This window comes from Persicitalea jodogahamensis, from assembly GCF_014651615.1.
Classification (GTDB): domain Bacteria; phylum Bacteroidota; class Bacteroidia; order Cytophagales; family Spirosomataceae; genus Persicitalea; species Persicitalea jodogahamensis.
In genome coordinates, this window is the sequence record NZ_BMXF01000001.1 from 66,088 (window position 1) to 92,687 (window position 26,600).

At 51.6% G+C, this 26,600-nt stretch carries 24 protein-coding genes; 12 read left to right on the forward strand and 12 right to left on the reverse strand.

Annotated elements, in window-relative coordinates; translation table 11 throughout:
• Nucleotides 1-12: 12 nt before the first annotated feature.
• From IE117_RS00280 to IE117_RS00300, 5 genes are all read right to left on the reverse strand, one after another.
• Nucleotides 13-549 (reverse strand): gliding motility lipoprotein GldH, encoded by a 537-nt coding sequence (locus IE117_RS00280; protein WP_189564162.1) that lies wholly within the window; start codon nt 547-549, stop codon nt 13-15.
• Nucleotides 550-597: 48 nt separating this feature from the next.
• Complete coding sequence (locus IE117_RS00285) at nt 598-1,095, reverse strand: hypothetical protein (protein ID WP_189562264.1); 498 nt, start codon at nt 1,093-1,095, stop codon at nt 598-600.
• 155 nt (nt 1,096-1,250) lie between these two features.
• Nucleotides 1,251-2,048: a (Fe-S)-binding protein gene (locus IE117_RS00290; RefSeq protein ID WP_189562266.1), complete on the reverse strand. Its 798-nt coding sequence runs from the start codon at nt 2,046-2,048 to the stop codon at nt 1,251-1,253.
• Nucleotides 2,049-2,091: 43 nt separating this feature from the next.
• Nucleotides 2,092-3,432, reverse strand: coding sequence for a 4Fe-4S dicluster domain-containing protein (locus tag IE117_RS00295; protein ID WP_189562267.1), 1,341 nt, complete (start codon nt 3,430-3,432; stop codon nt 2,092-2,094).
• 222 nt (nt 3,433-3,654) lie between these two features.
• Complete coding sequence (locus tag IE117_RS00300; protein ID WP_189562269.1) at nt 3,655-4,203, reverse strand: cob(I)yrinic acid a,c-diamide adenosyltransferase; 549 nt, start codon at nt 4,201-4,203, stop codon at nt 3,655-3,657.
• Between the two features lie 236 nt (nt 4,204-4,439).
• On the opposite strand from IE117_RS00300, the gene IE117_RS00305 reads away from it, so the two are divergent.
• The 4 genes from IE117_RS00305 (at nt 4,440) to IE117_RS00320 (ending at nt 8,047) form a co-directional block, all read left to right on the forward strand.
• Nucleotides 4,440-4,958 (forward strand): hypothetical protein, encoded by a 519-nt coding sequence (locus IE117_RS00305; protein WP_189562271.1) that lies wholly within the window; start codon nt 4,440-4,442, stop codon nt 4,956-4,958.
• 2 nt (nt 4,959-4,960) lie between these two features.
• Nucleotides 4,961-6,181 carry an S-adenosylmethionine:tRNA ribosyltransferase-isomerase gene (locus tag IE117_RS00310; RefSeq protein WP_189562275.1) on the forward strand — a complete coding sequence of 407 codons (1,221 nt, stop codon included), beginning with the start codon at nt 4,961-4,963 and terminating at the stop codon, nt 6,179-6,181.
• Nucleotides 6,154-7,452, forward strand: coding sequence for an acyltransferase family protein (locus IE117_RS00315; protein ID WP_229580078.1), 1,299 nt, complete (start codon nt 6,154-6,156; stop codon nt 7,450-7,452). The genes IE117_RS00310 and IE117_RS00315 overlap by 28 nt, the downstream gene beginning before the upstream one ends.
• A gap of 103 nt (nt 7,453-7,555) precedes the next feature.
• Nucleotides 7,556-8,047, forward strand: coding sequence for a hypothetical protein (locus IE117_RS00320; RefSeq protein WP_229580080.1), 492 nt, complete (start codon nt 7,556-7,558; stop codon nt 8,045-8,047).
• 30 nt (nt 8,048-8,077) lie between these two features.
• Here the strand turns inward: IE117_RS00320 and IE117_RS00325 are convergent, their stop codons facing one another.
• Nucleotides 8,078-8,695: a cytochrome c oxidase subunit 3 gene (locus IE117_RS00325; protein WP_189562276.1), complete on the reverse strand. Its 618-nt coding sequence runs from the start codon at nt 8,693-8,695 to the stop codon at nt 8,078-8,080.
• Nucleotides 8,696-8,788: 93 nt separating this feature from the next.
• Nucleotides 8,789-9,613: a 4-(cytidine 5'-diphospho)-2-C-methyl-D-erythritol kinase gene (gene ispE / locus IE117_RS00330; protein WP_189562277.1), complete on the reverse strand. Its 825-nt coding sequence runs from the start codon at nt 9,611-9,613 to the stop codon at nt 8,789-8,791.
• Nucleotides 9,614-9,748: 135 nt separating this feature from the next.
• On the opposite strand from ispE, the gene IE117_RS00335 reads away from it, so the two are divergent.
• The 5 genes from IE117_RS00335 to IE117_RS00355 all read left to right on the forward strand — a co-directional run bounded on the left by IE117_RS00335 (nt 9,749) and on the right by IE117_RS00355 (nt 16,548).
• The gene (locus tag IE117_RS00335; RefSeq protein WP_189562278.1) at nt 9,749-13,327 is read left to right on the forward strand and encodes a DEAD/DEAH box helicase; all 3,579 of its coding nucleotides are present in this window, start codon (nt 9,749-9,751) and stop codon (nt 13,325-13,327) included.
• A 51-nt stretch (nt 13,328-13,378) separates the two neighbouring features.
• Nucleotides 13,379-13,612 carry a DUF433 domain-containing protein gene (locus tag IE117_RS00340; RefSeq protein ID WP_189562279.1) on the forward strand — a complete coding sequence of 78 codons (234 nt, stop codon included), beginning with the start codon at nt 13,379-13,381 and terminating at the stop codon, nt 13,610-13,612.
• Between the two features lie 3 nt (nt 13,613-13,615).
• On the forward strand, nt 13,616-13,849 hold the full coding sequence (locus tag IE117_RS00345; RefSeq protein ID WP_189562281.1) for a hypothetical protein: 234 nt from the start codon (nt 13,616-13,618) through the stop codon (nt 13,847-13,849).
• A gap of 150 nt (nt 13,850-13,999) precedes the next feature.
• Nucleotides 14,000-15,898 carry an ABC-F family ATP-binding cassette domain-containing protein gene (locus tag IE117_RS00350; protein ID WP_189562283.1) on the forward strand — a complete coding sequence of 633 codons (1,899 nt, stop codon included), beginning with the start codon at nt 14,000-14,002 and terminating at the stop codon, nt 15,896-15,898.
• A gap of 20 nt (nt 15,899-15,918) precedes the next feature.
• Nucleotides 15,919-16,548, forward strand: a complete 630-nt coding sequence (locus tag IE117_RS00355; RefSeq protein ID WP_189562285.1) for a DedA family protein — start codon at nt 15,919-15,921, stop codon at nt 16,546-16,548.
• On the opposite strand, the gene nadC is transcribed toward IE117_RS00355, so the two are convergent.
• The 5 genes from nadC to IE117_RS00380 are packed head-to-tail and all read right to left on the reverse strand — an operon-like array spanning nt 16,545 to nt 23,288.
• Nucleotides 16,545-17,396 (reverse strand): carboxylating nicotinate-nucleotide diphosphorylase, encoded by an 852-nt coding sequence (gene nadC, locus IE117_RS00360; RefSeq protein WP_189562287.1) that lies wholly within the window; start codon nt 17,394-17,396, stop codon nt 16,545-16,547. The genes IE117_RS00355 and nadC overlap by 4 nt on opposite strands.
• A 9-nt stretch (nt 17,397-17,405) precedes the next feature.
• A complete protein-coding gene (locus tag IE117_RS00365; RefSeq protein ID WP_189562288.1) occupies nt 17,406-20,222 on the reverse strand; it encodes a CHAT domain-containing protein in 2,817 nt (938 codons plus the stop codon).
• Nucleotides 20,223-20,238: 16 nt separating this feature from the next.
• Nucleotides 20,239-21,900 carry a S8 family serine peptidase gene (locus IE117_RS00370; RefSeq protein ID WP_189562290.1) on the reverse strand — a complete coding sequence of 554 codons (1,662 nt, stop codon included), beginning with the start codon at nt 21,898-21,900 and terminating at the stop codon, nt 20,239-20,241.
• Nucleotides 21,901-21,935: 35 nt separating this feature from the next.
• Entirely contained in the window at nt 21,936-22,670 is a 735-nt protein-coding gene (locus IE117_RS00375) for a tetratricopeptide repeat protein (protein WP_189562291.1), read from the reverse strand.
• Between the two features lie 21 nt (nt 22,671-22,691).
• Nucleotides 22,692-23,288, reverse strand: coding sequence for an RNA polymerase sigma factor (locus IE117_RS00380; protein ID WP_189562292.1), 597 nt, complete (start codon nt 23,286-23,288; stop codon nt 22,692-22,694).
• A 176-nt stretch (nt 23,289-23,464) separates the two neighbouring features.
• On the opposite strand from IE117_RS00380, the gene IE117_RS00385 reads away from it, so the two are divergent.
• The 3 genes from IE117_RS00385 to IE117_RS00395 all read left to right on the forward strand — a co-directional run bounded on the left by IE117_RS00385 (nt 23,465) and on the right by IE117_RS00395 (nt 26,544).
• On the forward strand, nt 23,465-24,031 hold the full coding sequence (locus tag IE117_RS00385) for a collagen-like protein (protein ID WP_189562294.1): 567 nt from the start codon (nt 23,465-23,467) through the stop codon (nt 24,029-24,031).
• A gap of 51 nt (nt 24,032-24,082) precedes the next feature.
• The gene (locus IE117_RS00390; protein WP_189562296.1) at nt 24,083-25,216 is read left to right on the forward strand and encodes a trypsin-like serine peptidase; all 1,134 of its coding nucleotides are present in this window, start codon (nt 24,083-24,085) and stop codon (nt 25,214-25,216) included.
• Nucleotides 25,217-25,389: 173 nt separating this feature from the next.
• Entirely contained in the window at nt 25,390-26,544 is a 1,155-nt protein-coding gene (locus IE117_RS00395; protein WP_189562297.1) for a hypothetical protein, read from the forward strand.
• Nucleotides 26,545-26,600: the final 56 nt, after the last annotated feature.

Sequence of the window (26,600 nt, forward strand, 5' to 3'; positions counted from 1 at the left end):
CGGGTTGCCGTATCAATTGGCAATTGAGCCGTTGGGTGTTTTCTCGATGCTCAGACCAACTCCTAAAACGAAGGGGAGCGGGTTCTGCCGCATGGATTGGGCAATGGTGATGGTGTACTTTCCGGGCCTGGGGAAACGATAGTTGCGTTGAAAAACAAACTTGTGATCGAATAGGTCGCCCAGTCCGCTACCGCGCGGCTTTCCCGTCACTTCGTCTGAAAGGTACATTTCATCCAGCCGGGAAAAGATGACTTTCCCATCCGGCCCCCGCATCACACGATCAAGGTAAAGGTTGTAATAAGGATACTGCTGCGCATTTCGTACCAGGTAGTAGAGATTGTAAGCCTGCGTGGTGTCGCTAATCTCAAACCGAAAATCGAACTTCTTTTCCACAAACCACTGTCCGTCTTCGATGTCTTCATAGGCTTTGTAAAGCGTGTGCTTATCCTCGCAACCAAAACCGATAAAAACGAAGGTAAACAGAACGGCAGCCTTTGAAAATCTCTTCAGTAACCCTTTGGAATGCCTGATAAATGCACCATCGGCCATGATGGAGCAATGCGTCCTATCTAATATCCCATTTGCACTATCCATTGATTAAGCGTTTTCTTCCTTAAAAAAACGCTTCAGCCAGGTCTGGTCGGCGGGTACTTTCCAGCGTTTCATCCACTGGGCTTTGGTCGAGACGAGGTTATCAAACACGGGCGTATTGGAGAAGAGGACCTCGTCGGCAATGGCTTGCTTGACCGCTGCAACAGGCAGTGTCTGTACAGCTTTCGAAGCATCAAGGTAAGCGACCGAGCGGTCGAAGAAATCAACATTCAACCTGCCTCCCAACTCCTGCAGCCAATGCACCGACTTGTCGATAGAGCAGCCGCTGGGCATTTCGTGCGACTCGTCCACGGCAAGCACTACAAAGCGATTGTGAAAAACCTTTCCCGAAGCAAGCAGAGACTGATTGTGAGCCTCCCACCCATCAATGGCAGCTTCCAGGGTCTGGTTGATCAGGCTCACTTCCTGATCTGTGAGGGAACGATCGGCCTGATAAATCCACAGGCGCGAATCGAAATCTATATCGTCAAAACGAATGTACATGGTACTTATAAGTTTAAGAAAATAAAGTTCATGAGTTGCGCAAAGCCAAACATAAGTTTAGGCGGCAAGGTGCAAAACTAACTATTCGAAGTGGCAAGTGGTACGGGCATCTTACCCGATTTTTCAGAAAAGCCAGCAAAAGCGGCCTCAGCGCTTTACAAACCCTCCGCCTGGGCAATGAGTTCGGCAAGGTCGAGTACGCGGACAGAGTCTTCTTTCTCCTTGTTTTTGACTCCATCGGTCATCATCACCATACAAAACGGACAGGAAACTGCAATGGTGTCGGCACCGGTGCCGAGCGCTTCTTCGATGCGCTCGATATTCACTTCCTTGCGGCCCGGCTCGGCGTCTTTGAACATCTGGGCACCGCCCGCCCCGCAACAAAGCCCCTTGGCTCGGCTGCGCTTCATCTCTACCAAATCGGCGTCGAGGGCTTCAAGTACTGTGCGCGGGGCTTCGTAGATACCATTGGCGCGGCCCAGATAGCAGGAGTCGTGGAAAGTGATTTTGCGGCCTTTGAAGTTGTCTCCGCCCTGCACTTTCACGCGTCCTTCGTCGATGAGCTGCTGCAGAAAGACGGAATGGTGGATCACTTCGTAGTTGCCGCCCAGTTCGGGGTACTCATTTTTAAGCGTGTTGAAACAATGAGGGCACGCCGTCACGATTTTCCTGACACTATACATATCCAGCATCTGGATGTTGGCCATTGCCTGCATCTGGAACAGAAACTCGTTACCCGCCCGGCGGGCAGGGTCGCCGGTGCAGCCTTCCTCGGTCCCCAGCACGGCAAAGTCGATGCCGATCTTGTTCAGGATTTTTACAAAAGCCACCGTAATTTTCTTGCTGCGGTCGTCAAATGAACCCGCGCAGCCCACCCAGAAAAGAATTTCGGGTGATTTGCCTTCGGCCGCCATCTCGGCCATGGTGGGTACTTTATAATGCGTTTCGCTCATTCTTTTTTAAATTAACTACTCATGATCCTATCCAGCTGCCTGCTTACTTCAACTCATCCGCCCAATTGAATCGATCCGCCGGAGAGAATTTCCACGGTGCCTGGCTCGTTTCCAGATTGCTGAACATTCCGTTCCAGGAAGCGGGAGCCTTGGCTTCTTCCATGATTTGAAAACGGCGCAATTGCAGGATAATGTCCAGTGGATTGATCAGAATCGGGCATTCCTGCACGCAGGCATTACAGGTAGTGCAGGCCAGTATTTCCTCTTCCAGAATATAGTCGCCCAGCAAACTTTTGCCGTCATCCACGAACTCGCCGCTGTTGGCCTGCATGTTGCGACCCACGTCTTCCAGGCGGTCACGGGTGTCCATCATAATCTTGCGGGGCGACAGTTTTTTGCCCGTAATATTGGCCGGACAAGCCGCCGTACAACGGCCGCACTCAGTGCAGGAGTAGGAATCCATAAGATTTTTCCAGCTTAAGTCCTGCACGTCCTTGGCTCCGAATCGGCCTGGCGCTTCGGCGGCAGCCGGAGGTGTGCCGGCGGCATCAGCTTCCATGCCCAGCATAATCTTGACTTCCTTCGTGATCTCGGGCATATTATTCATTTCCCCCTTCGGAATCAACCGGGCGAAGTACGTATTGGGGAACGCCAGCGCGATGTGCAGGTGCTTGGAGTACGTCACATAAACTGCAAAGCCCAAAATGCCGACAATGTGAAACCACCACGCTCCGCGTTCCAGCGCGATGAGCGAGCTCTCGCTCCATCCGGAGAAGAGTGGCTTCAGAAATTGGCTGAATAGAAAGTCGCCCGCTTTGGTGTAGTGGACACTGTTAATGTCCTGCAAAACTGAATCTGCCGCATTCATGGTAAGAATGGCTACCATCAGCACGATCTCGAAAATAAGAATCAGATTGCCGTCCAGTTTGGGCCAGCCTTTCATTTCGCGGTGCTTGCTGGCTTGCAGGCGATCCACTTTTACGACATCGCGCCGCAGCAGGAAAATGACGCAAACCGCCAGTACGCCCACGGCCAGAAACTCAAAGAAGCCCAGCAAATACAAATAACCCGAACCGAAAAAGGGGGCAAACATCCGATGCTGCCCCGACAAACCGTCCAGAATAATTTCCAGTACCTCGATATTGATAAGTAAAAATCCGGCATAAAGGATAAAGTGCATGATACCTACGAGCGGGCGGTCGAACATTTTCTTTTGCCCGAAAGCTACGCGTAACATCATCCCCAATCGCTCGGAAGGGTGGTCGGTCCGATCTTCTGAGCGGCCTAACTGGATGGTCTTCTTGATGATTCCGATTCGCCTGGCGATGAGCCAGATGGCGGCGCCCAAGACAACGGCAAAAAGAATTTGTTGAATATATTCCATTGGTTTTAATAACGATAACTCGTGAAATCCGCATCGTCGTGGCCGCTCAGATGCTGATCTGTATTCTCAGCTTCGCCCGCCTTCCAGGTAGTATGCGTGCATACTTATATAACAAATATCGGGTTGAATGTTCTTTTAACAAGGTAGTGCGTCAGTTAATTTATCGCGAAATGAATTAAAACCGTGCCACTTCATCACCAAAGGAGCCCTACTTCCGAAGCGCTACATCCTTGCCTGCCATGCCACTTCCTCCGCGCCCAGTTCCTGCGTCATCATCCGGCAGAGCATAAACAGATAATCCGACAGACGATTGAGGTACCGAATAACGATCTCCTCCACGGGTTCGTGCTCGTGCAGCAGAATAACCGCACGCTCGGCGCGCCGACAGACAGTGCGGGCCACATGGCCGAATGAAACAGATTCGTGACCGCCCGGGAGTACGAAGGCTCGCAAAGTGGGTAATTCGGCGTCCATCGCATCCATTTCAGTTTCCAGAAGCGTGACGTCTTCCTCATGGAAGTCGGGTAGTTTTTTGCGGGTTTGGTCAGGTTCGCTGGCCAGGTGCGAACCGATCGTAAATAGCCGGTCCTGGATTTCCTTCAACAAATCCCGTCGTGTGGAGTTTACCGGTTGGTCGCGCAATAGACCTATATAAGCGTTGAGCTCATCGACCGTTCCGTATGCATCGATTCGGATATGGGCCTTGCTCAAGCGAGTGCCACCGATAAGGGCCGTAGTGCCGCTGTCGCCGGTTTTAGTGTATATTTTCATGGTTTTCGAAGGAGGTTGGGCTTTATGGTTAGGTTTTCGGTATGCTTCCGCTCTGACATACCAGTCATTACGATTAGGTTTTAGGATTGCGCAGCCCTAATTTTGCCGGAAATTTAGATTCTGTCCCAGAACATAATTTTGAGGCACAGACACCTGGGAAAGTACCTCTTATTCTCTATCATCAACTGTCAACAGCACGGATTGGCACTTTGGGGTGTCCATCCGTCTCCATCAAATTGAAAGTCTCTACATTTAGCATAAAAATTTGGCGCTGGTTCTCTATTCTTTTGGTAGTCGGGGCCTTAGGGTGGACGTATTCGCTGTTGCCGGATCTGGTGGCGGTGAACTTCGCCCCCTCCGGCGCAGCCGAAAACTACCTGGAAAAATCGACGATTTTTTACATCGCCATGGGACTGATCATTTTTAACAATGTAGTCATCCGGGCCGTGGCCAAGCAAATTGGTAAAGTTCCGATCAACCTACTGCCTTTACCCAACCGCCGTGTCTGGGCTGACCATCGCGAGGAGCTGGACGAGCATCTGACCAATTGGCTGTATTGTTTGGTCGCTGCCATCAATACCATTGTGGCCCTGAGTTTGTTTGCCCTAGGTACTTTGAACAGTAATCAGTTCAGGCAGGACGTGTTCTCATTTGCCTGGCTGTTCTATCTGGGTTTTGGAATGCTGATCGTAATTTTCATCGCTTTGCCGGTCCGGCTGATGCGCCCACCTGTGCCGGAAATCTCGCTGGACTGAACATGCCGGAAATTCACCTCAGCGACTACACCTACGAACTACCCGACGAGCGCATCGCCCGTTACCCCGTTTCGCCACGCGACTCTTCCAGGTTGCTGGTGTACGAGAACGGTGAGATCAGCCATCACCGATTCCACCAACTTACCGAACAACTACCCGCTGAAAGTCTGCTGGTGTTTAACGATACCAAAGTCATTCCAGCGCGGGTGTATTTCCAGAAGCCTACGGGCGCGACCATCCAACTGTTGCTGCTCAACCCCGAAGCGCCAACCGGGGTCATCAATGACGCCATGCTGGTCACGCGGCAGAGCATCTGGACCTGCATGATCGGGAACAAAAAACGCTGGAAATTTGGCGAAAAACTAATCAGTGACCTGCAAATAGGTGGACAGACCATCACACTGGAAGCCAGCTATGCAGATTATGATCAGAATTTAGTACAGCTCGACTGGGATAGCGAAGTGCCTTTCCTGGAAATCGTGAAGGCGCTGGGCGAAATTCCGTTGCCGCCCTACTTGCGTCGCGACACCGAAGCGCAGGACACGCAGTCTTACCAGACCGTATACGCCCGGCAGGAAGGGGCCGTCGCCGCCCCCACCGCCGGCCTGCATTTTACGGATGCAGTACTTTCAGCTCTTGCCGCAAAAGGTATAGAAAAAACCTTCCTGACCCTGCACGTGGGGGCAGGTACTTTTCAGCCTATTAAGGTTGAAAACGTACAGGAACACCACATGCACTCCGAACAGGTTGTATATACCCGCGAATTGGTACAGCAACTCCTCAAACGGGTCCGGCATATTGTGTCGGTAGGGACTACTTCGCTACGTTCGCTGGAAAGTTTGTATTGGTTCGGGGTTAAGCTGCTGCGGCAGGAAACAGAAGAATTCTGGATTGAAAAACTATACCCTTATCAGTTCTCGGATATTGAACTCCCAACTGCCGCCGAAGCTTTGGGGGCAGTACTTGATTTTCTGGAAAAAAACAACCGGGACGAAATCACCGGTCAGACGGAGATCTTTATTTTCCCAGGTTACCGCTTTCGTTTGTGTAAAGGATTGATTACTAACTACCATCAACCTGGCTCAACCCTCATTTTGCTGGTAGCGGCCTTTATTGGCGAGGATTGGCATAAGGTGTACGATGAAGCCCTGACAGGGGATTATCGCTTCTTAAGCTACGGAGATTCTTCGCTGCTGTGGGGAAACACTACGGCCAGCCTGTGAAGAACCGTCTGCTCTCCCTTGACGTCCTGCGCGGCCTGACGATCATGCTGATGACGATCGTGAACAATCCCGGCGACTGGGGGAACGTCTATCCGCCATTCCTGCACGCCGAGTGGCATGGCTTCACGCCCACTGACCTGGTTTTTCCCACGTTTCTTTTTATCGTCGGCATCACTACCGTATTGGCTACGCCCCGGAAAGTACTCGACCGTGCGGCAGGGGAAAAAATCCTGACGCGCTTTCTGCGGATTTTCTCCCTGGGACTGTTTCTGAATTTCTTTTCTAAAATCCAGATTTTTGGTCTGGACGACGTAGCCCTGTTAGCTGTGAAGCTGCTGATTACTGCTTTGGTGGTGGCTGCCTTATTTGGTAAATATGACCGCCGACGAGAGCTTTATGTGGCTTTGGGGGTTTTCAGCTTGATGTTTGTCCTGGCCTTCGGAGGCTTTGAGGACTATCAGAACGTCCGGCTTCCCGGGGTACTGCAGCGCATCGCGGTAGTTTATCTGGTAGTTTCGCTGCTGTACCTGACTACCTCCGTGTCTACGCAGGCACTGATCGGCATCGGGATTTTATTGGCATACTGGGCTATCATGACGCTCATTCCGGTGCCGGGGGTGGGGGAGGCAAACGTAGAGAAAGGAACAAACCTGGCAGCCTGGCTGGACTATCTCGTGCTACCCAACCACCTCTGGGTAACTTCCAAAACCTGGGACCCCGAGGGGCTCCTCAGTACGTTGCCCGCTGTCGGTACGGGCATCGCCGGGTTGCTGACTGGCGCATTGCTGACCGCAAATCTCTCCGAGCAAAAGAAATTTGGATATTTACTGGCGGGTGGTGTTGCGGGTGTTTTGCTCGGCTTGCTGTGGAACACGGCTTTTCCCATCAACAAAGCCCTCTGGACGAGCTCGTATGTGCTGTACGCAGCGGGTATCGCATTACTACTGCTCGCGGTACTTTATTTTGTCATTGACTATAAAGGAAGCAAAGGCTGGATCACGCCATTTATAGTTTTTGGGGTAAATCCCATGGTTGTATTTTTCTTCTCGGGAATTATTCCCCGCGTTTTAGGGAGCATCAAAGTCAATAATCCAAGTACCCAGATTACAGATGATCGCATTGGATTGCAAACGTACATTTACAAATTCCAGATTGCCCCGTACTTTTCCGACCCCAAAGCCGCATCATTAGCGGGAGCATTGGTTTATCTGGCGATTTGGTTCTTGATTCTGTACATTTTCTACCGGAGAAAAATGATCTTTAAGGTTTAGAAACCCTCGCGCTCGCAGACTTGCTATTTTCAGCTAAATGCGCAACTTTTGCGGCCCGATACGCTGAGACGCAGTTCGGAAGTTAGCTTTCAAAATTCCTTTTATGCCTGATAATGATATGCCGGTCGGACGACCACGATTTCTGACCTTTATTTGTATGCTGACTTTCCTGAGCGCCATTTCAGGACTATGGACTCAGGCCGACCGGCTGTGGAGTCCCGGCGTAGTGGCCGACCAGACCCGCCAATTCTTTGAACGGGTGCAGGAAGGCATGGAAGCGCAAAACAACCCGGAAAGTGCCCAAATGGTCGAGAGTTTTTTTGATTCGATGTATGACGAACTCTCTGCCGATAAAATCCGCACGAGTGCCATCATCATGCTGATTTACGAATCACTCACGTTGTTTGGCGCATACCTGATGTGGGGCTTGCAGAAACGGGGATTTCATCTCTATCTGGCAGGCGTAGCAGTGGCCATCCTTGGCCCAATCGTCCTGATTGGCGGTTGGCTAGGGGGAATGACGGCTTTCGGCGGCGCTTTTTTCAGCATTATTTTTGCCTTTCTCTACCGCTCGCAGTTGAAGTACATGGTCTGACGAGCGCAGCCATCAAGCTGCGCTCGAATCTCAGTTGGAGTGGTGGTAAAGTAAAAAGAGAAAGAGGTACAGCCAAAGTACGTCCACGAAATGCCAGTAAATGGTCATCAGGCTTACTTTCAGCTGGTTGGGTGGGTTGACGCTGTACACGAACGAGTCTATGTAAGAGCGATTCTTGGTAGCTTCCCGGAACAAGAACCCCATAAAGATCAGCCCGCCCAGAATATGAAGGACATGCAGCCCCGTGAGCACATACACGAATCCTGCTGAGGGGTTATCCTGCATGATGATTCCCTGCTCCGTCATTTGCAGCCAGCCGTAGCCCTGCATTCCTACGAAAGCCATTCCCAGAAAGAGTGTAATGCTCAGGCAAGTACGATATAGCGCGAAGCGCTCTTTATAAAAAGCATCTTTGGCTTCGTGTAAACTAATGCTACTCAGAATAATGACTACCGTGCTCAGCCAAAATACGCCGGGCAGAGGTGTGTTGTTCCAGCTTGGCCCCACCTTGCGGACGATGTAAATCCCCAAAATGACGGTAAATATGAGTACGCTGCTCACGATACCCAGCCACAGCAGGAAATGCAGCGGCTCGCGGCGCTTGGTGAATGGGTTTTCTTTTGAAGAGATTTTAGGCCTGGTAGGCATCGATCAGTTAGATATGAGTGACAGGGGCGCTGTCTGGTGAGTGAGTAGAGCCGGTTCAATCACAACTCAAAAAGTTGGTGTTAATGCAAAAACTCAATTTAACTCCCCTTTCCAAACGGTTGAGTTCTGGAAATTGTTCGCCGGATCAGGCTCGTGGTCAAAGATTCCATAAACCGTGGAACCCGAGCCACTCATACTGGCGTACTGAGCCCCAAGGTCGTAGATTTTCGCTTTAATTTGGGGCAAAACGGAGTGATTTTTAAATAAGCTTTCTTCAAAATCGTTCTTAACAAAATCGCGCCACTGCCCGATGGGTTTTTGTAAAAGCTCACGTAAATCCTGAGTAGGCACCCGTGGCGTGATGCCTGAGTAAGCTTCGGCAGTTGAAATGTGCAGGCCCGGATTTACCAACAAAATCCACTTTCCGGTCAGTCGTAGGGATGTTTCTTCAAATTGATCTCCTTTGCCAAAACAGTACATCGGTTTGTTTTCAATAAAAAAAGCGCAATCGCTGCCCAGCGAGCGAGCGTATTTCTGTTGATTTTCGGTGGAAATGTCCAGAGAGAAAAGCTGGTTCAATGCTTTAATCGTAAAGGCGGCGTCCGCCGAGCCGCCGCCGAGTCCTGCCCCGATAGGTACTGCTTTGAGTAGATGAATGCTGACGGGCGGCAAAGCAAAATCCTCGGCCAAGAGACGATAAGCTTTCAGGCATAAGTTAGAATCTTGATTGCCCGGAATGCTCAGGCCGGAAGAAGTGAAGGAAACTACCTGGTGATGCCAATCTGTTTGAGGCAAAATTTCCAGCGCATCTGCCCAGCCTACCGGATAAAAGCACGACTCAAGATTGTGGAATCCATCGGGGCGCTTTCCGACAATGTTTAGCCCGATGTTGATTTTGGCGTTGGGGAAAGTGACCATTTTTTATAGAAGGTGGAAAAGGTAACTAGGTTATACTATTTGTAAAAAGACAGAGGTTCCTGAATCTCATCACATGGCCTTCCCCTTTTTGCCTACCTTTGCTTTTTTATCCAAAAATAGAATTCAGCCAGGCAAATGGCAAAACGAATCAAGTACGGGCAGACCTGGTGGGGCCAGCAGTGGATCAGTGTGCTGGAAGGTATGGATCAAAGCGGACGCCTGGCGCGGGGCCGCACCTATGCCAATGGTGGTGCCGTGCAATCGATAGATTTCGAGGGCAATACAGTTAAAGGTAAAGTTCGTGGTACCAGGCCAATCCCCTATAAAGTCAAGTTCAGAATTGAACCTTTGTCGGCTTCAGACAAGGCCAAAACAATTAGTCTGATTACTGACAACCCACTTTTCCTTACTCAACTTCTCAATCGCCAACTACCCGCTGACCTGTACGAAGCCTGCCGGAGCATTGGCGTCGATCTGTTTCCTGAGAGCTGGAACGAATTCGACGCGGCCTGCACCTGTCCTGACTGGAGTGTACCCTGCAAGCATCAGGCCGCTGTACTTTATCTGGTAGCCAACGAAATCGACAAAAACCCTTTTCTGATTTTTGAACTTCGCGACTTTGATTTGTTCAAAGCGTTAGAGGGCCTGGGGCTGGCATCTGCCGAGCAGAAGGACGTGGAAATTCTGGACGTTTCCGCGCTACGCAAGCCCGCCGAGCTGGGGGAGGAAATCGAATTCCGGCCTGACGAGGGGCTCTATGACGTTGTAGATTTCTCTAAACTACCTGATTGCCGTGATGACCTGCTGTCGCTGCTGGCCGACGCACCGCTTTTTTATAAATCAGGGAATTTCAAAATCGTTTTGCGTGATGCTTACATAGACGCCCAGAAAAAAGCCCATGCTCTGGCTATTGCCGATGCCTCGGATGATGACAGAACGCCACCCGAATCAGAAGAACGCAAGCACGACTATGATAAGGACCTTGATGCTGTGGAGAGCGGCGAGATCATCTGCGACGAGGCAATGGGATTTTTACAGGCCAATTTTCGTGATGTTAACGAGCGGCTTGTGCAGCAATTCAATGAAGTAGGTAAACTACTGGAATGGTTGCAGCATTTTCCCGTCAGTCAGCTGCCGCAACTTTCCCCCCTGCTACGGGGGTTGTATTTGACTAACCGCTTCACCAACAAATTGCTGGAGACAGGTGGTGTTCTGCCGCAGCTTCTGCGGGTGCAACTCAAGAAAGAAGCCTATTTTGTGCGCTGGGTTCCGGCTTTGCTCAATGAAGATATCGCTCAGGTCGCAGAACACCTCAAAAGGCTGCTTCCACCGGATTTTTTGTTTTATAAAATCGGCCGGAACGATATATATGAACCCCTTGAAAGCGAGTGGTTCCCGCTACTGTGCTCGCTGCTGTTGACCGAGCGCATGCGGCAGTTCAACGATCGGTACCATTATAAGGATACTGAGGTTGAAGACATGTTTTTCCGGCGCGAGTTCATACGGTTCAGTGGTTTCGACAGCCGCGAGATTCCGGCCAATATTCAGCTATGGCTCAATAAGTTTTTTATTGCCCAGCGCGATTTCGTCCCTGTCATTCAGGTGGAGGACGACCATGACACCGGAACCTTCGTGGTTCATATTTTGGTGGAAAATAAGGAGCAGTCAATGACGGCCCCCATTGCCTTCACGGACTTTATGGAGCAGCCCGATTATGCGCCTGTCAGGATGGGTGTGCTGCGTGACTTGTCAATGATGGCCGAGCACTTTCCTCAGCTCAATACGCTTATCTCATCCAAAGGCCTGGAGGAACTTGCCTTCAGCGCACGGCAATTCCCCGAGGTACTTTTCAAGATGCTCCCGCCCTTAAAGCTGTTTGGCATCCGCATCATGCTGCCCAAATCGTTGCGTAAGCTGGCCCGTCCGCAGCTTTCCATGACGCTCGACGATGAGGAAAATGGCAGGGTGTCGGCCAGTTCGGTGATTAGTCTGGAAGAGATGCTGGGTTTCCGCTGGGAAGTCGCCATCGGCGACCAGCACGTGGATACCAGGGAGTTCGTAAATATTGTCGAAAAGTACCGCGGACTGGTCAAGATCAAGGATCAGTACGTTTATCTGGATGAAAATGAAATCCGCTCGCTGCTGGATAAACTCAAAAATCCGCCCGAACTGGATTCGCAAACACTCCTGCAGACGGCCCTGACCGAAGAGTACCAGGGCTCAGGTGTAAAGCTGACAGATGCCGCCCGCAAGCTTATAAAAAATCTCACAGGCCCCGAGGCCGTGAATCTGCCCAAACAACTCGACGCCACCCTGAGACCTTACCAGGTACGCGGTTACGAGTGGCTGTATAAAAATGCCCGCATTGGTTTTGGGAGCCTCATCGCCGACGACATGGGCCTGGGCAAAACGTTGCAGGTGATCGCCGCCTTGCAGAAATTCAAGGAAGAGGGGGCCTTTAAGAAAAATAAGGGTTTGGTGATTCTGCCCACGACGCTACTTACCAACTGGAGCAAGGAAATCGCCCGCTTTGCGCCCGGCCTGAGAGCGCATGTGTATCACGGCCCCAATCGCAGCAAATTGGGTTTCAAGGATACCGATCTGGTGCTAACTACCTACGGGGTAGTGCGCAGCGAGGAAGATACGTTTACCAAAACCAACTGGCCCGTGGTGGTGATCGATGAAGCCCAGAACATCAAGAACCCCGCCACGGCCCAAACCAAGGCAGTAAAGAAGATAAAGGCGGGTGTTCGTATTGCCATGAGTGGCACGCCCGTCGAAAACCGGCTGAGTGAGTACTGGAGCATCATCGACTTTGCCAATAAGGGCTACCTCGGTTCGCTCAAAAAATTCAGCCAGGATTTCTCCATTCCCATCGAAGTGGACCGCGATCAGCATCGTCTCGACGTTTTTCGGCGCATAACTGAGCCGTTTATTCTGCGGCGCGTTAAGACGGACAAGAGCATTATCCAGGATCTGCCCGACAAGATCGAGATGGACCAGAGTTGTCAGCTATCGGGCGAGCAGGCAGCCTTGTATCAGAGCGTCGTGGACACGGCCCTGCGCGGCATTGAAGGCGCAAAGGATGGCTTCAAGCGCAGCGGTATGATTTTCAAGATGATGACGGCCCTGAAACAAATCTGCAACCATCCTACACATTATCTGAAAAAAGGCGGCACCGACCCGGCAGCCTCCGGCAAGAGTGCGTTGCTACTCGACCTGGTGCAACAATTGCTGGAAAACGGCGAGAAAGCTTTGATTTTCACGCAGTACGAAGAAATGGGAATCCTGTTGCAAACCATGTTTGAAGAGCAGCTCGACCTGGAAGTACCTTTCCTGCACGGCGCCGTGAGTCGCAAAAACCGCGACGAAATGGTGGAGGATTTCCAGACCAACCGCGCGACGCGATTACTGCTGCTATCACTGAAAGCAGGGGGCACGGGCCTCAACCTGACTGCAGCCAACAATGTGATTCACTATGACCTGTGGTGGAACCCCGCCGTGGAAGCCCAGGCCACCGACCGCGCCTTCCGCATCGGACAGACCCGCAACGTGCTGGTGCATCGTCTCATCACCGAAGGTACTTTCGAGGAAAAGATCAATCAGCTGATCCAAAACAAGAAAGAACTCGCCAATCTCACCGTCGCCAACGGCGAAACCTGGATCGGGGAGTACTCCAATGCGGATTTGAAGGAGTTGGTGGCTTTGAAGTGAATGGTTTGATTGACTGTCTGATAATCGTTAGATTTGATAAAAAATCAAAAAATGTACATCAGCGATAGAATTACAATTGATGGGAACCTTTGTAATGGTGGACCCACGATTAGAGGAATGGGGATCACCGTCAGGACTATTTTAGAGTTTGTTTTTGCTGGTGATAGCCATGAAGATATTCTTTCTCAGTATCCTGATCTGGAAGCAGAGGATATTGAGGCGTGTCTGCAATTTGCCTTAGCTAGTGCAGATCGGCAGCATACGATCAAACAGATTGCCGCATAATCTATGCCTAACTATCTGATCGATATTAATCTGCCCTATTATTTTTCGCTTTGGAATAATGAAGTGTACGTCCATCAAGTAACGGAATACTGGTTGGTGGAACCTGCCGAAAAAGCAGTTTTCGAGTATGTCCTGAATGATGAGGAAAAGTACATTGGTTTAAAACCCGCCACCCGCCATATCATTTCGCCTTCTTTTCCTGATATGCTGATTGATTTGGGGAGAGTTTTCGGTTGAGGGAATATTAAATATCTTTTCTTCGAGCGAAACGCTGAAGTATCAGCAGACGCTTTGACTAGTGGACACTAAATCACTAGCTTTGTCAAAAAAAGAAGCCGTAACACGGCAGATGCTGTCCTACGCATCCACTTACCAAATTCCAACTCATTGAATTATCTTTCGGCAGAAAACGTCTCCAAGTCTTTTGGAGAAAAATGGCTTTTTAAAAACGTGACCTTCGGCATGAGTCGGGGCGATAAGGTGGCATTGATTGGCACCAACGGCACAGGGAAAACTACCTTCATGAATATCCTGGCCGGGCGCATTTCTCCCGACAGCGGTGAGGTTAATATTCGCAAGGAAATCAGGGTGGGGTACTTGGATCAGAACCCTCTTTTTGACGATGAACTACCGGTCATTGAGGTGATCTTCGTCTCTTCCAACCCGGTGGCCAATGTAGTCAGACGCTATGAGCATGCCCTCGCTACGGGAAATAACGATGCCCTGACGGATATCTTGGAAGAAATGGATCACCTGAAAGCGTGGGATTTCGAAGCTCGCGCTAAGGAAATTCTGGGCCGACTGGGTATTCACGACGTAGACGCCCGCTTCGGGACGCTTTCGGGCGGTCAGCGTAAGCGCGTGGCACTGGCCAAAGTACTGCTGGAAGAGCCCGATTTGCTGTTGCTGGATGAGCCTACCAACCACCTGGATCTTGCTACCGTCGAATGGTTGGAAAATCACCTGAATACCCAGAATACCACGTTGCTGGTAGTTACGCACGACCGTTATTTTTTAGATAAAGTGTGTAACAATGTGCTGGAATTGGATCACGGCTCGGCATACACCTATAAAGGCAATTATGCCTATTTTCTGGAAAAAAAATCGGAACGGGAGGAAGTGGAAGCCGCCGAAATCGACAAGGCCCGCAACCTCATGCGAAAGGAACTGGACTGGATCAGGCGGCAACCCAAGGCGCGGGGTACTAAGGCCAAGTACCGGGTGGATGCTTTTGAAGGCCTGAAAGATAAGGCCAGTCAGAAAAAATTCGATAACCAACTGGAACTGAATGTGCGTTCCACGCGGCTGGGTAGCAAGATCATCGAACTGGAAAGCGTAGGAAAAGGGTACGATGGTCGTGAACTGATCCACAATTTCGTCTATACTTTTCGGAAAGGCGACCGTATCGGCATCGTCGGGCCGAACGGCATGGGCAAGACCACGCTGCTGAAAATGATCACGGGCGAGGTACGGCCCGATAATGGCCAGGTAATACGCGGCGATACGGTGCAGTTTGGCCACTACACGCAATCAGACCTGGATTTTGAGCCGGGACAGCGGGTCATCGAGATTGTGAAAGAGATAGCTGATGTGGTGCGGCTCGGCAATGGGCAAACCGTCATGGCGTCGAAGTTTCTGGAAACATTTCTCTTCCCCCCCGAAAAACAGTACGATTATATCGAGAAGCTTAGCGGAGGCGAAAAGCGACGGCTTCAATTGTTGCTGATGCTGATGAAGGAACCTAATTTCCTGATTCTGGATGAACCAACCAATGACCTTGACATCAGTAGCCTGAACGTATTGGAAGAGTTTCTTTCCAATTTTCCGGGCTGTCTGATGATCGTTTCGCACGACCGTTACTTCCTCGACCAACTGGTTGACCACCTTTTTGTTTTTGAGGGAGACGGAAGAATCAAGGATTTCCCCGGCAACTACTCCGACTACCGCCTGTGGCTGGAAGAGCAGGAGGCCGCCGAAAGGAAAGAAAACAGCAGCCAATCAGGGGCTAAAACTCCGGCAAATGGCCAGGAAGTACCCCTTGTTCAGGAAAGCGTAGCTAAAACCGATACCACGAAACGCAAGTTGAGTTTTAAGGAGCGGCGCGAGATGGAGCAACTGGAAACCGAAATGCCGAAACTGGAAAAGCGCAAAGCGCAACTGGTCGAAAAGCTCGGTACGGGCGGCTCGCACGAAGAGCTCATGGAATGGTCGGTCGAAATCGAGGCAATCAACGACTCACTGTCGGAAAAGGAGATGCGCTGGCTGGAGCTTTCGGAAATTGCGTAGCTTTGGGCAAATTCCCACCTATGGACGCTATTGTCGAGTTTTTTCAATACATTCTCAATTCCGAAGAAATCATCCGCACAGGCGGACTGATTGTCATCACACTCATCGTGTTTGCTGAGAATGGCCTCTTCTTCGCCTTCTTCCTGCCGGGCGACTACCTCGTTTTTCTGGCGGGTGTTTTTTGTGGCACCCGAACACTGGACGTCCCGATCTCGACGCTCCTGATAAGTATGATTGCAGCGGCGATATTGGGCTCGTTGGTAGGCTATTTGTTTGGTCGCTTCTTCGGTGACCGGCTTGAAACGCAGCGAGAGTCTTTCTTTTTCAAAAAGAAAAATATCGAAACTACCCGGAAGTACTTTGACAAATACGGCAGTCGCACGCTCATCATCAGCCGTTTCCTGCCAATTGTCCGCACTTTTGCTCCCATTCTGGCGGGTTTGGTGCGCATGCCCATCCCTTCCTTTATGACCTATAATGTAGTGGGAGGGATGATATGGATACTGACGCTTACGGGCGGTGGGTACCTTTTCGGAGAGCAGTTTCCGTGGATAGTGAACTACGTTCACTATGTGATTATATTCTTCCTGGCTATCACAACCTTCACAGTGGTCAAAGGATATCTCAACGCCCGCAAGTCCTCGCTTTAAAAAGCCTTCAGACTCAAATCCAGACTCTTAATCTGATGGGTCAGTGCGCCGCTTGAAATGCTGTCCACGCCTGTTTCGGCCACGGCACGCAAGGTAGTTTCGTTGATATTGCCCGAAGCCTCGGTTTCGATGCGTCCGCCGATCTTTCTGACTGCCTCACGCATGTCTTCCAGTGAAAAATTATCCAGCATGACAATGTCTGCCCCGCCCAGGCGCAAAACCTCGTCCACCTCGCCTAAGTTGCGGGTTTCGATCTCTATTTTAAGATCGCGACCTGTTTTCTCAAGGTACTGATGGGCACGGACGAGCGCTGCCTGAATGCCCCCGGCGTAATCGAGGTGGTTATCTTTCAGCATGATCATGTCGTAAAGACCCATGCGGTGATTGTGTGCTCCACCAATGCGGGTGGCCATTTTTTCAAAAAGGCGAAAATTAGGCGTCGTCTTTCGGGTGTCAAGTAGCTTTACGGGCAGGTCGGCAATCAGGTCTACCATGCTCCGGGTGTAGGTAGCGATACCGCTCATGCGTTGCATGATATTAAGCATCAACCGCTCAGCCTGCAGGATGGAACGCGCGCTTCCTTCGACGGTAAGAACGATGTCGCCAACTTCGATGCGGGCGCCATCCTGAATTTTAACCTCTACTTTCAGTGCAGGATCGACTTCATCGAAAACGACGAGAGCCACTTCCACGCCCGCCAGCACGCCGGCTTGCTTTACCAGCAGTCGGGCACGTTTTGTGGCGGTTTCGGGTACGCAGGAAAGGGAGGAGTGGTCGCCATCGCCAATATCCTCGCGCAGGGCGAGGCGGATGAGGTCGCGGAGTTCGTGGGGGTTGGTTTCGGTCATGCCGGAAAATTACGGGGAATCGCGCAAAGTCGCAAAGCTGCTCAGCCAATTCCTTCTCTTATTCCAGAAAACCAGTACTCCCAGACCAAGCAGCAAAATGCCTCCCACGATCCAGATGCCGGCATAATGTTTCTGGCAGACCGGCTCGGCCTGACCAATCAATACCAGCCCCGCCCAGGCGTACGGTAGTTGATCTTCGGGATCTGCGTCAGCCAACCACGCCCTTTGGGCATTTTGCAGGGCTTCGTCCAAAGAAAGGCCCCGGCTGACATTTTGGTGAAAAAGCTCGGTTAGCCGGTAGGTAGGCTTGTCTTCCACACTCCACAGTGTGGTGAGAGTGCTGGGAATTCCGACCGCCGCAAAGCCGCGGGCCAAGCTAAATACACCCTCACCACGCTGGTTTTGGCCGATGCCCGTTCTGCAGGCCGAAAGTACCATAAGTTGGGTAAGGAATGGGGTGCCGGGTACTTCTGAAAGGCGAAGGAGCGAATCGGCGAAGTAGAGCTTTGGCTCCACCCGGCTGCTATCGGCGGTAGCGTGGGTGAAAAGCTGCACAACTCGATGGCGGGGCGCTTGTTTTAAAAAGGCCCCCCGTGACGCGGCGGTCTTTACCAGATTTTTGGCAAAAAAGAATTCTTTACTCACATTATCCAGGGATTGGTCCGACTGCGTGAGCGAGACCTGTTTCAAGTCAGGCGCGAAGTCAACGGGAGCCATGCCCAGAAAAGTACGCGAAGAGGGCCACCAGCCTTCCGCCTGGCGGGGGGCGCGTTCCAGAAAACCAGCGGAGTAAGTATAACTGATCGCGTGGTGCAGTACGAGGTAGTTGGGCTTGGTGGGCGAAAGGCTGAGGGCGGCAAAGGGGATGAGGGGCCCATCGGGAGAAATGATCAATTTGGTATGGGCTTCCAGCTCGAACGGTTCTACCAACACCTGGTAAAGGCCATAAGCTGCCTTGAGATAATCGGGAAAGTGGCCATTCTGAGCCTCTCGGCTGATCAGCAGCCTGTTCATTTCGTTCAGGTAGTTCCAGTATTTCTCCCGGTTGAGTTGTTGAAAAGTTATGCGTTCGGGGCTGACGCAGATCCCATATACTGCGCTGTCTCCCACAAAATAGGATAAGAAAGCGGCTGACTTCTTCGCCTGACCATCAATGAGCTTTTGCCGGATGGCCGACAGGCCCGGAACGCGGTTGTCGTAGCGGGCGTAGAAATACCTGGGGTTGGTTTTCTCCAGCCGGTCGATAAAAGCATCCTGCTCTTCCATCATCGCCAACAATTCCCCGCGCAACCGGGTGAGGCTCGTGTCGGAAAGCGTCTCATCAGTCAGCAGCTTTTCCAAGTTCCGGGTGGCCTGCCGTAGCTTTTGCTCCTCAGTTTTCTGTTGGGCATTAAGTTTCGCCTCCGCCGTATGTTCATTCAATTGATCGTTGAGCAACACGGCACGACTTTTCTCGAAGAAATGCAAGGCTGCTACGGGGTCATTGAGCAGGTAGCATGTTTGAATGGCCCGCTCGTAGGTGGTGCGTGCCTTGCTGCGCCAGTGCAGCTTGGTGCCTTCGCCGGTATGGTCCCGGCGCATGAGGTCAATCAGGCTGTCGGCCAGCATATAGGTGCGCAGGGCGTGTTTGAGTTTTACTCTGTCATCACCTGTGTGTCTGGCGTAGTCGAGCCAGGTATCGGCTTTGTCCTGGACTATGCTGAGGAAGTAATCCCGATGGGAAGCCAGACGGATTAGTCTGGCCGCGGGTAGGGAAGCAACGCTCGTCTGGTCGAACCCAATTGATAAAGCGTTGAGCCCCTGCTGGTGGTAGTTGAGTGCCCGTTCGAAATTTTTGCGCTTACGTTGCAGCAAGGCCATGTAGTCCAACAGAATACTCTTACTGGACTTACTTTTATTAATCCGCAATGCTTCTTGAAAATAGTTTTGCGCCTTGGCATCATTACCCATGTCCAGATAGGCAGCGCCCAGGGAAGTGGCGTAATCGGACAGGTTCTCATTGTTATTCTTTTTGGCCATCGCGTAGGCCAAATGGTAATGCGACAGGCTTTCGTCCAGTTGGCCCATGTCGTACAGAATACCTCCCAGCATCCTTTCCTCGCCGCTAAGCGTACGGTGGTGTTCGGGAAATTGGAGAATCAGGGCAATGGCCCTTTCAAGAGTTTGTCTGGCTTCGGGCAACCGACCCAGTTCGGCCAGCACCTGGCTTTTTTGCACCAGCAGTTTGGAGGTGATTACATCATCGCCTACCCGAAGAGCGACTTTTTCTCCCTCTTCGGCGTAATTCAGTGCCCTGTCGTAATCACCCACCATGCGGTAGTGGCCGATGACGTAAGGATAAGCCGAGTTGAGCGACTGCGATGCCTGCGGCTGATCCTTTCCCAGCTCAATGGCCTTGGATAGAGCTAAAATGGATTTTTCGGCCGCGTTGTCATAGTCATAGTAAACGCCCTGGCGGTAATTGGCCAGGACCAGGTCACTATTTTTCAGAGTGAGGTTGGGATGAGCGTAGGCGTCGATGACCCGCTGGGAGCAGACGATGGCCGGAGCTATGTCTGTGTTGAAAGAATAAGCAAAATAATAATGCACCCGGGCCAGTTCATTGAGGGCACTCACGTAGTTCGAATCAGCCACCGGGTAGCATTTCTGGTAGTCTGACAACCAGCCTTCCAGATTCTGGCGTTGTCGTACCAGTGCCAGGCTGTCGAAGCCCGTAGCGGTGATTCCCTGCAACCGGGAGTGGAAAGCGGTACGACCCTGGCATTGAGCAAACAACTGAATGTTTGCCAGGAAGTAAAGTCCCAAGCCCAGTAGTAGCGTTCGCATTTCCAGTCATTTATATTCAGGTGTTTCTACTGAATGTAACTTCCCCGATGGTCTTGGCTGTTATTTCATCCAGTACTTGCTGTCGGGAAAGGCCAGCTGTTTCGATAGTGGCCAAAGCGCAAGCCACGTAAGGAGCCGCAAAGGAAGTCCCCTGAAGCGTATGATTAGGACTGTCCGTCAAAGGTAGGGCCGACGGAAATCCGCCCAATCGGCCTGACTTGGCCGTGAGCGATACCGCCGCGCCTGTGTTACCCTGCACGCTGCCATCATAGAAGGAGTTGACGGTGATAACTTTTTCCAGGCTGTAGGTACCCTCCGATACCCCAAACTGGGCGGGATAGATCGAAGTACCGTCAAGGCTAATATTTTCGTTGCCCGACGAGGCCACTACCCATACGCCCAGATCGGTCAGCGTTTTTATTTTTCGATACAAAAGATCCAGGGCATTCGAGTCGAGCCTGCCGCCGAAGCTGGCGTTAAGTACCTTGATGGGCATTCCGGCGGTCTTTTTGGCGATAAGGTAATTAAGACCACTCAGTACGTCGGCGAGCGTTCCCTGAGCCGCGCAGTTAAATGATTTCACAGGAAGCACCTGACAGCCGTTCCGGTTGAGGATGCCTGTAATGAGCGTGCCATGACGCCCGACGTTTCTTCGCTGCCGGATTCCGCCTTTGGCCTGCTCGTCTTCAACCTCTTCATCCACCTTATGGTCGTCGTAGGGGCTTGACTTGATTTGGGCCGCGGTCAGTGGAGTAAGTACTGCCAACTGCTGGAAGAATACCGGCTTCTGTAGATAATGAACAATGCTGCAATAGCCAAAATCCGCTCCTGAAAGGCAAGAATCTGCGGGCGCCCGGGCTATTTTAAACTTGAAAGGATTCCCTTCGGTATCAATCAACGGTTCCGCAGACTCCCATTTGTACTTGAGGCCCGTATCCATGACAGCTACGATGGGGTCTTTGGCTCTTTCAATACTATTCGAATAATGCGCTCCATCGCTATTTTCGAAGACCCTGAAATCCGAATCATAGACTTTCGTAATTACTGCGTTGGCGTTAATGGGGGGCGCGGTTTCGTGACTTGGGGGATGGGGATTGGCAATAAAATGATTCTCGGCCTGAGCGTAGAGTTGAGCAAAGTCGGCAAGCTCGCCTTGCCCGTCGCGCCCATCCCATTCCAGCAGCACGTCCACACTGGCCCCTTGCTGATGTTCACGCTTATCGTTAAAACATTCACTCGCCCGAACAATCCTGAATTGCACCTTTTTATTTTTCCCCTGGTCATGATCGAAAAACCAGGCAAAAGAGCCATCCTCACGTACGACGGGCTGTTTTGTTTCCGGCTCCTTTCCGCCGAGCAGCCAGCGGAGCCAGCCCTCAATCAAATTTGCCAGACTGCGGAAGAAGTTGTTCGCGCTGTTTTCCAGGGCAGGGGGGCGGGGAATCACTTGGCCGGAAGAATCTGGATTACCCGTGACACTCTGATCCATTCTTTTCTGGCGTTCTATATATTCCTGAAGCCCCGGAAGCTCGGGGCTCACCACCACGATTTTCTGATTAGGGACAGCCCGGTGGGGTGCCTTCGGGTCACCAATACGCCGCAGAGGGGGCGTCAGAATATCATTATCAGCGGCTCGTTTCTTTGAGTCGGAATCACTGTAATCGGGATCTTGGGGCATAGTTTCAAGGGTTTAGGGGTTATGGTAAGAATCGTTCACTGTCCTTCAAGTTCTGCCAGCCACTGTCGGGCCTGCTCTTTTTCGGCCTTCCCTACCTGATCGCTCGTGGCTACGTCTTCCAGCAAATCTTTTGCCTTTTTTTTATCCGACGGTCGGTTTCGGTATAAGTAAGCGATGGCTTCATAAAACTTGCCTGGATTGTAGAACAGGTCGGGTTGCCCGGCCAGGCGATGAAAGTACTCAATGGCGAGATCATAATCCTGCTGACGCAGAGCGGCGAGTCCGGCTACTTTCAGGGCTTCACCGTTGTTTGGGTTGTGCCGCAGCAAGTCATTGCCAATGGTCAGTGCATCGTCGTATTTGCTTTTGTTGTACTGATCCTTGGCCAGTTCCAGGCTATCGGCAGCACCGCTCATTTGTACCGAAAGACTATCAAGTTCCTGCTCTACATAGGCCTGGGCAAGCCGGGGCTCTGTCAACTCTTTAGTGCCGCTAAGCCACAGCCACGCCCATCCCATTGCCAGAACCACCACTGCGGCAGCGGCATATTGCCAGATGGGGATCCGACGGACAGGGGTTTTGGCAGGGGCGGACTTCTGCCATTCGGCGTGGCGTTCGGCCAAGGTTTGTTCCCGTAGTACTTGCTTGGTTTTCAGGTAAAAAGCGACTTCCTCCTGCAACTGGGGATTTTGACGCAGGTCCTCCTCGAACTTGGCCTTTTCGGGCGGAGGTAAATCCTGGTTAAAATAATCTTCGATGTGGTCGTTCATTTTTCTTTCGTAGGTTAATAATCACGCCTGACCATTCAGGTACAACTCTCTCAGCTTTTGCATGCAGCGTAGTCGGCTGGTCTTTACAACAGCCGCAGACTGGTAGCTCATCTGCTCAGCGATATCCGCGTCTTTGTACCCTTCACCCCAGGCCATTAACATTTGTCGGCATTTGTCACCGAGTTGGCCAAGACGCTGTCCGAGTAGTTCGGCGTCCTGCTGCTGCATGAGCTGCTGCACGGCGGTGCGGGTGTCGTCGGGTAACAGGTTCATGTAGCGGTCGTCAAACCCGTCGGTCCTGTGTACCTGTGCCTTCTTAGTCGTGTTTTTACGAATATGGTCAACACATTTATTATTAAATATCTGAAAGAGGTAGGTCTTGAGCTCCGAACGGCCTTCAAACCGGTCGGTACAGATATGCTCGATCACGGTGAGCACCGCGTCCGAATAAGCCATCGAACTCTCGTCTTCCGACAGGCGGTGTTTGCGAGTACCCTCGCCAATAAAGTAGGCGTACTTGCTGAAAAGCTGGTTTTCGTGCAGTCGCCGTGCCACTCCGCCAGCACGTATGCCCTGAATGAGGTCTGAATCGTGAGGGGATCTTTGGAGCAATCTCATACGTGTGTGTATTGGCTGGGGGAATATACGTAAAAACCCGTGTTTAATTAAAATCAACCCGACTTCTGTTTCCAAGGAAGGCCGGTTTCCCGACCTATGGGCAAGAAAGCAGGAAGTATTCGGTCCAGCTTAATAAATAGTTTTTCTCTTCTTTTCCCTAACTACCTCTAAAAGACATGAAAACGATCAAATTTACCTCATTTCTCATTATTGTCGTCCTGCTGGTCGGCAGTCCAATCACTTTCCAAAGCTGCTCGCCCGAGAAAGGCGAAGTGGGCGCCCAGGGCCCGGCCGGACCAGCGGGTGCTCAAGGACCGGCCGGGCCAGCAGGTGCACAAGGACCAGCCGGAGCTGCCGGGCAAAATGGCAACGCTAACGTGATTCAGATCACTTACGGGGCAAAAACCTGGGCCAACACAGTGGGCGCAATCGTAACCCTGAGCCTAACGGGTGTCAATGCGGATGTTGCTGGCAAGAGTGCCTATTTTACGTTTATTCGGGATGGAAATCTTTGGTACTCAGTACCAGGTGAGATTAGTACGTATGGGGAGTTCAGAACATACCTCACTCCCGCAGCGACCAGCACAGTAAGTATCAGACGGGTATCGACGGGAACTATCCTCAACGCGGAGAGTGTACGGATCCTTATCATTCCCGCAAACGACCTCAGGAACGGCCGCCTGTCCGCCGTCGACTTCACCAATTACGAAGCAGTTAAGAAAGCCTACGGGCTTCCTGACTGACCTTTAGTCCTTTTCCAATCAAACATAAATTATTCCTCAATCCTCAAAATTATGAAAGACGATAGCAAAATGCAGCAAGAAAATGCTCCCCGGATCGAGCCTCCCATTCGGCCAGAAGAACTGGAACAGAAGCTGAAATCTGAGAAGGCCACGGCCAGGCTTGACGTTACGACGCTCGATGTCAATTTGCTTACCGGCAATCTTGGTATTCCGCCCAGCACCTCTGTGGTGAGGATCGGCCTGGATATTTCTGACAAGTCGAGCGAAATTGACCTGCGGGTGAAGGTTCCCGAATTTGGAAAGTACGTTTTCCCCAAGGATATCGAACACCGATTCATCAAAGAAGATGATTTCGTTATCGACCCTGATTCGTTCGTGGAGTTGCCGCCCTATCGGCCCGGACACCTGGCCCTGAACCTAAAACCTGACGCGCTACCAAGGCAGTTCGAGATCAGAAAGAAGTTTTTTGACAAACTACCCGAGACCAAAGACAAAGACATTCACTATGCTACCACCATCTTCGGGGCTGATAATAGACGCCTCTTCCTGGACTCATCTTATCCCTGGGGAACGGTGGGCAAGGTCAGTACTGCCCTGGGGTCAGGATCGGGCGTAATGGTCGGACCGCGACACTTGCTCACCGTCAGCCACATCGTGCAATGGAACAGCAACAGCACGGGTTGGATAAGCTTCACGCCAGCCTCATTCGACGGGGCTGCGCCTTTTGGAACGGCCTGGGGGACGCGGGTGTACTACCGCGTGAAAGTCACGGGCCCCACCATCAACCGCAACGAAGGGCAACATGACTACGTCGTGGTGGTATTGGATCGGCGCATGGGTGACATTTGCGGCTGGATGGGTACCAAAAGCTGGACCGATAGCTGGGACAATGACCCCTACTGGGCGCACGTCGGCTATCCCGGCGATTTGAATTCGGGAAATCGGCCCTCTTTTCAAAACAGTATTCCGATGGACGGTTCGTTTTGGGATGCAGAACGGCACACGCGTATCTTCCATCGGGGCGACGTATTCCCCGGTCAGTCGGGCGGGCCCTACTTTGCCTGGTGGTCCAACGGTCCCCACGCGGTAGCCGTGCAGAGCGGACAGGCTTCTGATGAAAACTCCGCCTCGGGCGGTTCGGAGATGGTCGATTTGGTCATCAGGGCCAGGAATGAATACCCGTGACGAGATCCCCTGGATTGACCTCGCCCTGTAACATGGCCGTGTTACGGGGCGACCATTTCTGGCCGTCATTCAAAGAGCGTACAAAAAAGCTCCCCCACCTGTTTCCCATGGGCGGGGTATCTACGACTAAGGGTTGGAAACAGCTATTCATTTAATAAAAATCTGCCAAACCAATGCTGCCAAAGCGCTATCGGCCCGTCAACTGGATAGATGGCATGAAGGTTTCGAAAGAACATTTCATCGCCACAAATCACTACCTGAGCCACACAATCCGGGAAGTTCGCGCGGTGGACCTGACACCGTATTCGTTCGGTTTATGCGCTGTTGGGTCACAAGACGACGCACTTCTGGCAGACATCCAGGCGGCACCTGATCGCGGTCTGCACGTTGCGGTGGGGCGATGCCGGGCCGTGACCTCCGACGGGAGTTTTATTGATATAAATGAAGAAAACGCGTTGCAGAACGATCTCTCACTACCACAGCTATTATCCGAGTACCGTCTGGAGGGCGATCAAAAATTTGGAATAGTGCTGAGTGTCAATCTTTTCGATATGCATCCCGTCGGAGAACCCGATATGGAGGAAATCCCACCCCGGCACCCATTCGTTGACGCGACCTACCATATCAGCGCCGTGCCGCTGACAACGGTACAGCCAAAGCAATGGACAGGGCCGCACCTGATGATTGCGCAATGTGCCCTTGAAAACGGCGAAGTCCGCATTCTGAGTGACTTCATCCCGGCCAGTTCGAGTATAAATAGCCATGCCGGGCTGCGGGAATGGCATCATAAGTTTGGTGAAGCGATGGGCGGGATGGAGACATGCTCTTACCGGATTATTCAGAAAATAAAGAACAAAAGCCAGAAAAACACCTTGTCCGAAAGCGTACAAAGCTTGGCAGAGCGGCTTGTGGATACAATCAGTCGGAGCAGTCTGGAATACCGCTGGCAACTGCCCAACGACCCGCCGATACGAATGCTGACCACGGTATTGAATATAGCGAAGGCTATCCAAACTGAACTCGAATGCCTGACCTCACGTGAGAAGGAAGAACTACTCAACTACCTGGCTGAGTGGGCCGAGGAAACTCCCGGCCAAATGCAAAGCAACCTGAACGCATTAGTGAAAATGTCCTATGTCCACGTGGATAGTCTACCGTTGCTGCGGGCGATAGAGTCATTTTTCGAGCTTTGGGCAACCCTTTTCAACAAGCTCAGCCAGCTCGAATTTATCGGCAAACGCAAGGGCCAGCAGGTATTCATTGTGGAAAGTCCAGTCCACGATCCACCCTCGCCCGAGAAGCCGGGTTCGCGATGGAGTCCAATTTAGTTGTAAGTGGAGAGCTGATAATGGATATTTTTTACTTCGCAAATGGACAAGACGAT

Excerpts from the sequence above, each read along its gene's own strand:
- IE117_RS00345 (WP_189562281.1), top strand. The coding sequence starts at position 13,616 with ATGCCTAACTATCTGATCGATATTAATCTGCCCTATTATTTTTCGCTT.
- IE117_RS00290 (WP_189562266.1), bottom strand. The coding sequence starts at position 2,048 with ATGAGCGAAACGCATTATAAAGTACCCACCATGGCCGAGATGGCGGCC.
- IE117_RS00395 (WP_189562297.1), top strand. The coding sequence starts at position 25,390 with ATGCTGCCAAAGCGCTATCGGCCCGTCAACTGGATAGATGGCATGAAG.
- IE117_RS00370 (WP_189562290.1), bottom strand. The coding sequence starts at position 21,900 with ATGCCCCAAGATCCCGATTACAGTGATTCCGACTCAAAGAAACGAGCC.
- IE117_RS00340 (WP_189562279.1), top strand. The coding sequence starts at position 13,379 with ATGTACATCAGCGATAGAATTACAATTGATGGGAACCTTTGTAATGGT.
- nadC (WP_189562287.1), bottom strand. The coding sequence starts at position 17,396 with ATGACCGAAACCAACCCCCACGAACTCCGCGACCTCATCCGCCTCGCC.
- IE117_RS00300 (WP_189562269.1), bottom strand. The coding sequence starts at position 4,203 with ATGAAAATATACACTAAAACCGGCGACAGCGGCACTACGGCCCTTATC.
- IE117_RS00375 (WP_189562291.1), bottom strand. The coding sequence starts at position 22,670 with ATGAACGACCACATCGAAGATTATTTTAACCAGGATTTACCTCCGCCC.
- IE117_RS00280 (WP_189564162.1), bottom strand. The coding sequence starts at position 549 with ATGGCCGATGGTGCATTTATCAGGCATTCCAAAGGGTTACTGAAGAGA.
- IE117_RS00295 (WP_189562267.1), bottom strand. The coding sequence starts at position 3,432 with ATGGAATATATTCAACAAATTCTTTTTGCCGTTGTCTTGGGCGCCGCC.
- ispE (WP_189562277.1), bottom strand. The coding sequence starts at position 9,613 with ATGGTCACTTTCCCCAACGCCAAAATCAACATCGGGCTAAACATTGTC.
- IE117_RS00320 (WP_229580080.1), top strand. The coding sequence starts at position 7,556 with ATGCCTGATAATGATATGCCGGTCGGACGACCACGATTTCTGACCTTT.
- IE117_RS00310 (WP_189562275.1), top strand. The coding sequence starts at position 4,961 with ATGCCGGAAATTCACCTCAGCGACTACACCTACGAACTACCCGACGAG.
- IE117_RS00385 (WP_189562294.1), top strand. The coding sequence starts at position 23,465 with ATGAAAACGATCAAATTTACCTCATTTCTCATTATTGTCGTCCTGCTG.
- IE117_RS00335 (WP_189562278.1), top strand. The coding sequence starts at position 9,749 with ATGGCAAAACGAATCAAGTACGGGCAGACCTGGTGGGGCCAGCAGTGG.
- IE117_RS00380 (WP_189562292.1), bottom strand. The coding sequence starts at position 23,288 with ATGAGATTGCTCCAAAGATCCCCTCACGATTCAGACCTCATTCAGGGC.
- IE117_RS00390 (WP_189562296.1), top strand. The coding sequence starts at position 24,083 with ATGAAAGACGATAGCAAAATGCAGCAAGAAAATGCTCCCCGGATCGAG.
- IE117_RS00325 (WP_189562276.1), bottom strand. The coding sequence starts at position 8,695 with ATGCCTACCAGGCCTAAAATCTCTTCAAAAGAAAACCCATTCACCAAG.
- IE117_RS00355 (WP_189562285.1), top strand. The coding sequence starts at position 15,919 with ATGGACGCTATTGTCGAGTTTTTTCAATACATTCTCAATTCCGAAGAA.
- IE117_RS00365 (WP_189562288.1), bottom strand. The coding sequence starts at position 20,222 with ATGCGAACGCTACTACTGGGCTTGGGACTTTACTTCCTGGCAAACATT.
- IE117_RS00285 (WP_189562264.1), bottom strand. The coding sequence starts at position 1,095 with ATGTACATTCGTTTTGACGATATAGATTTCGATTCGCGCCTGTGGATT.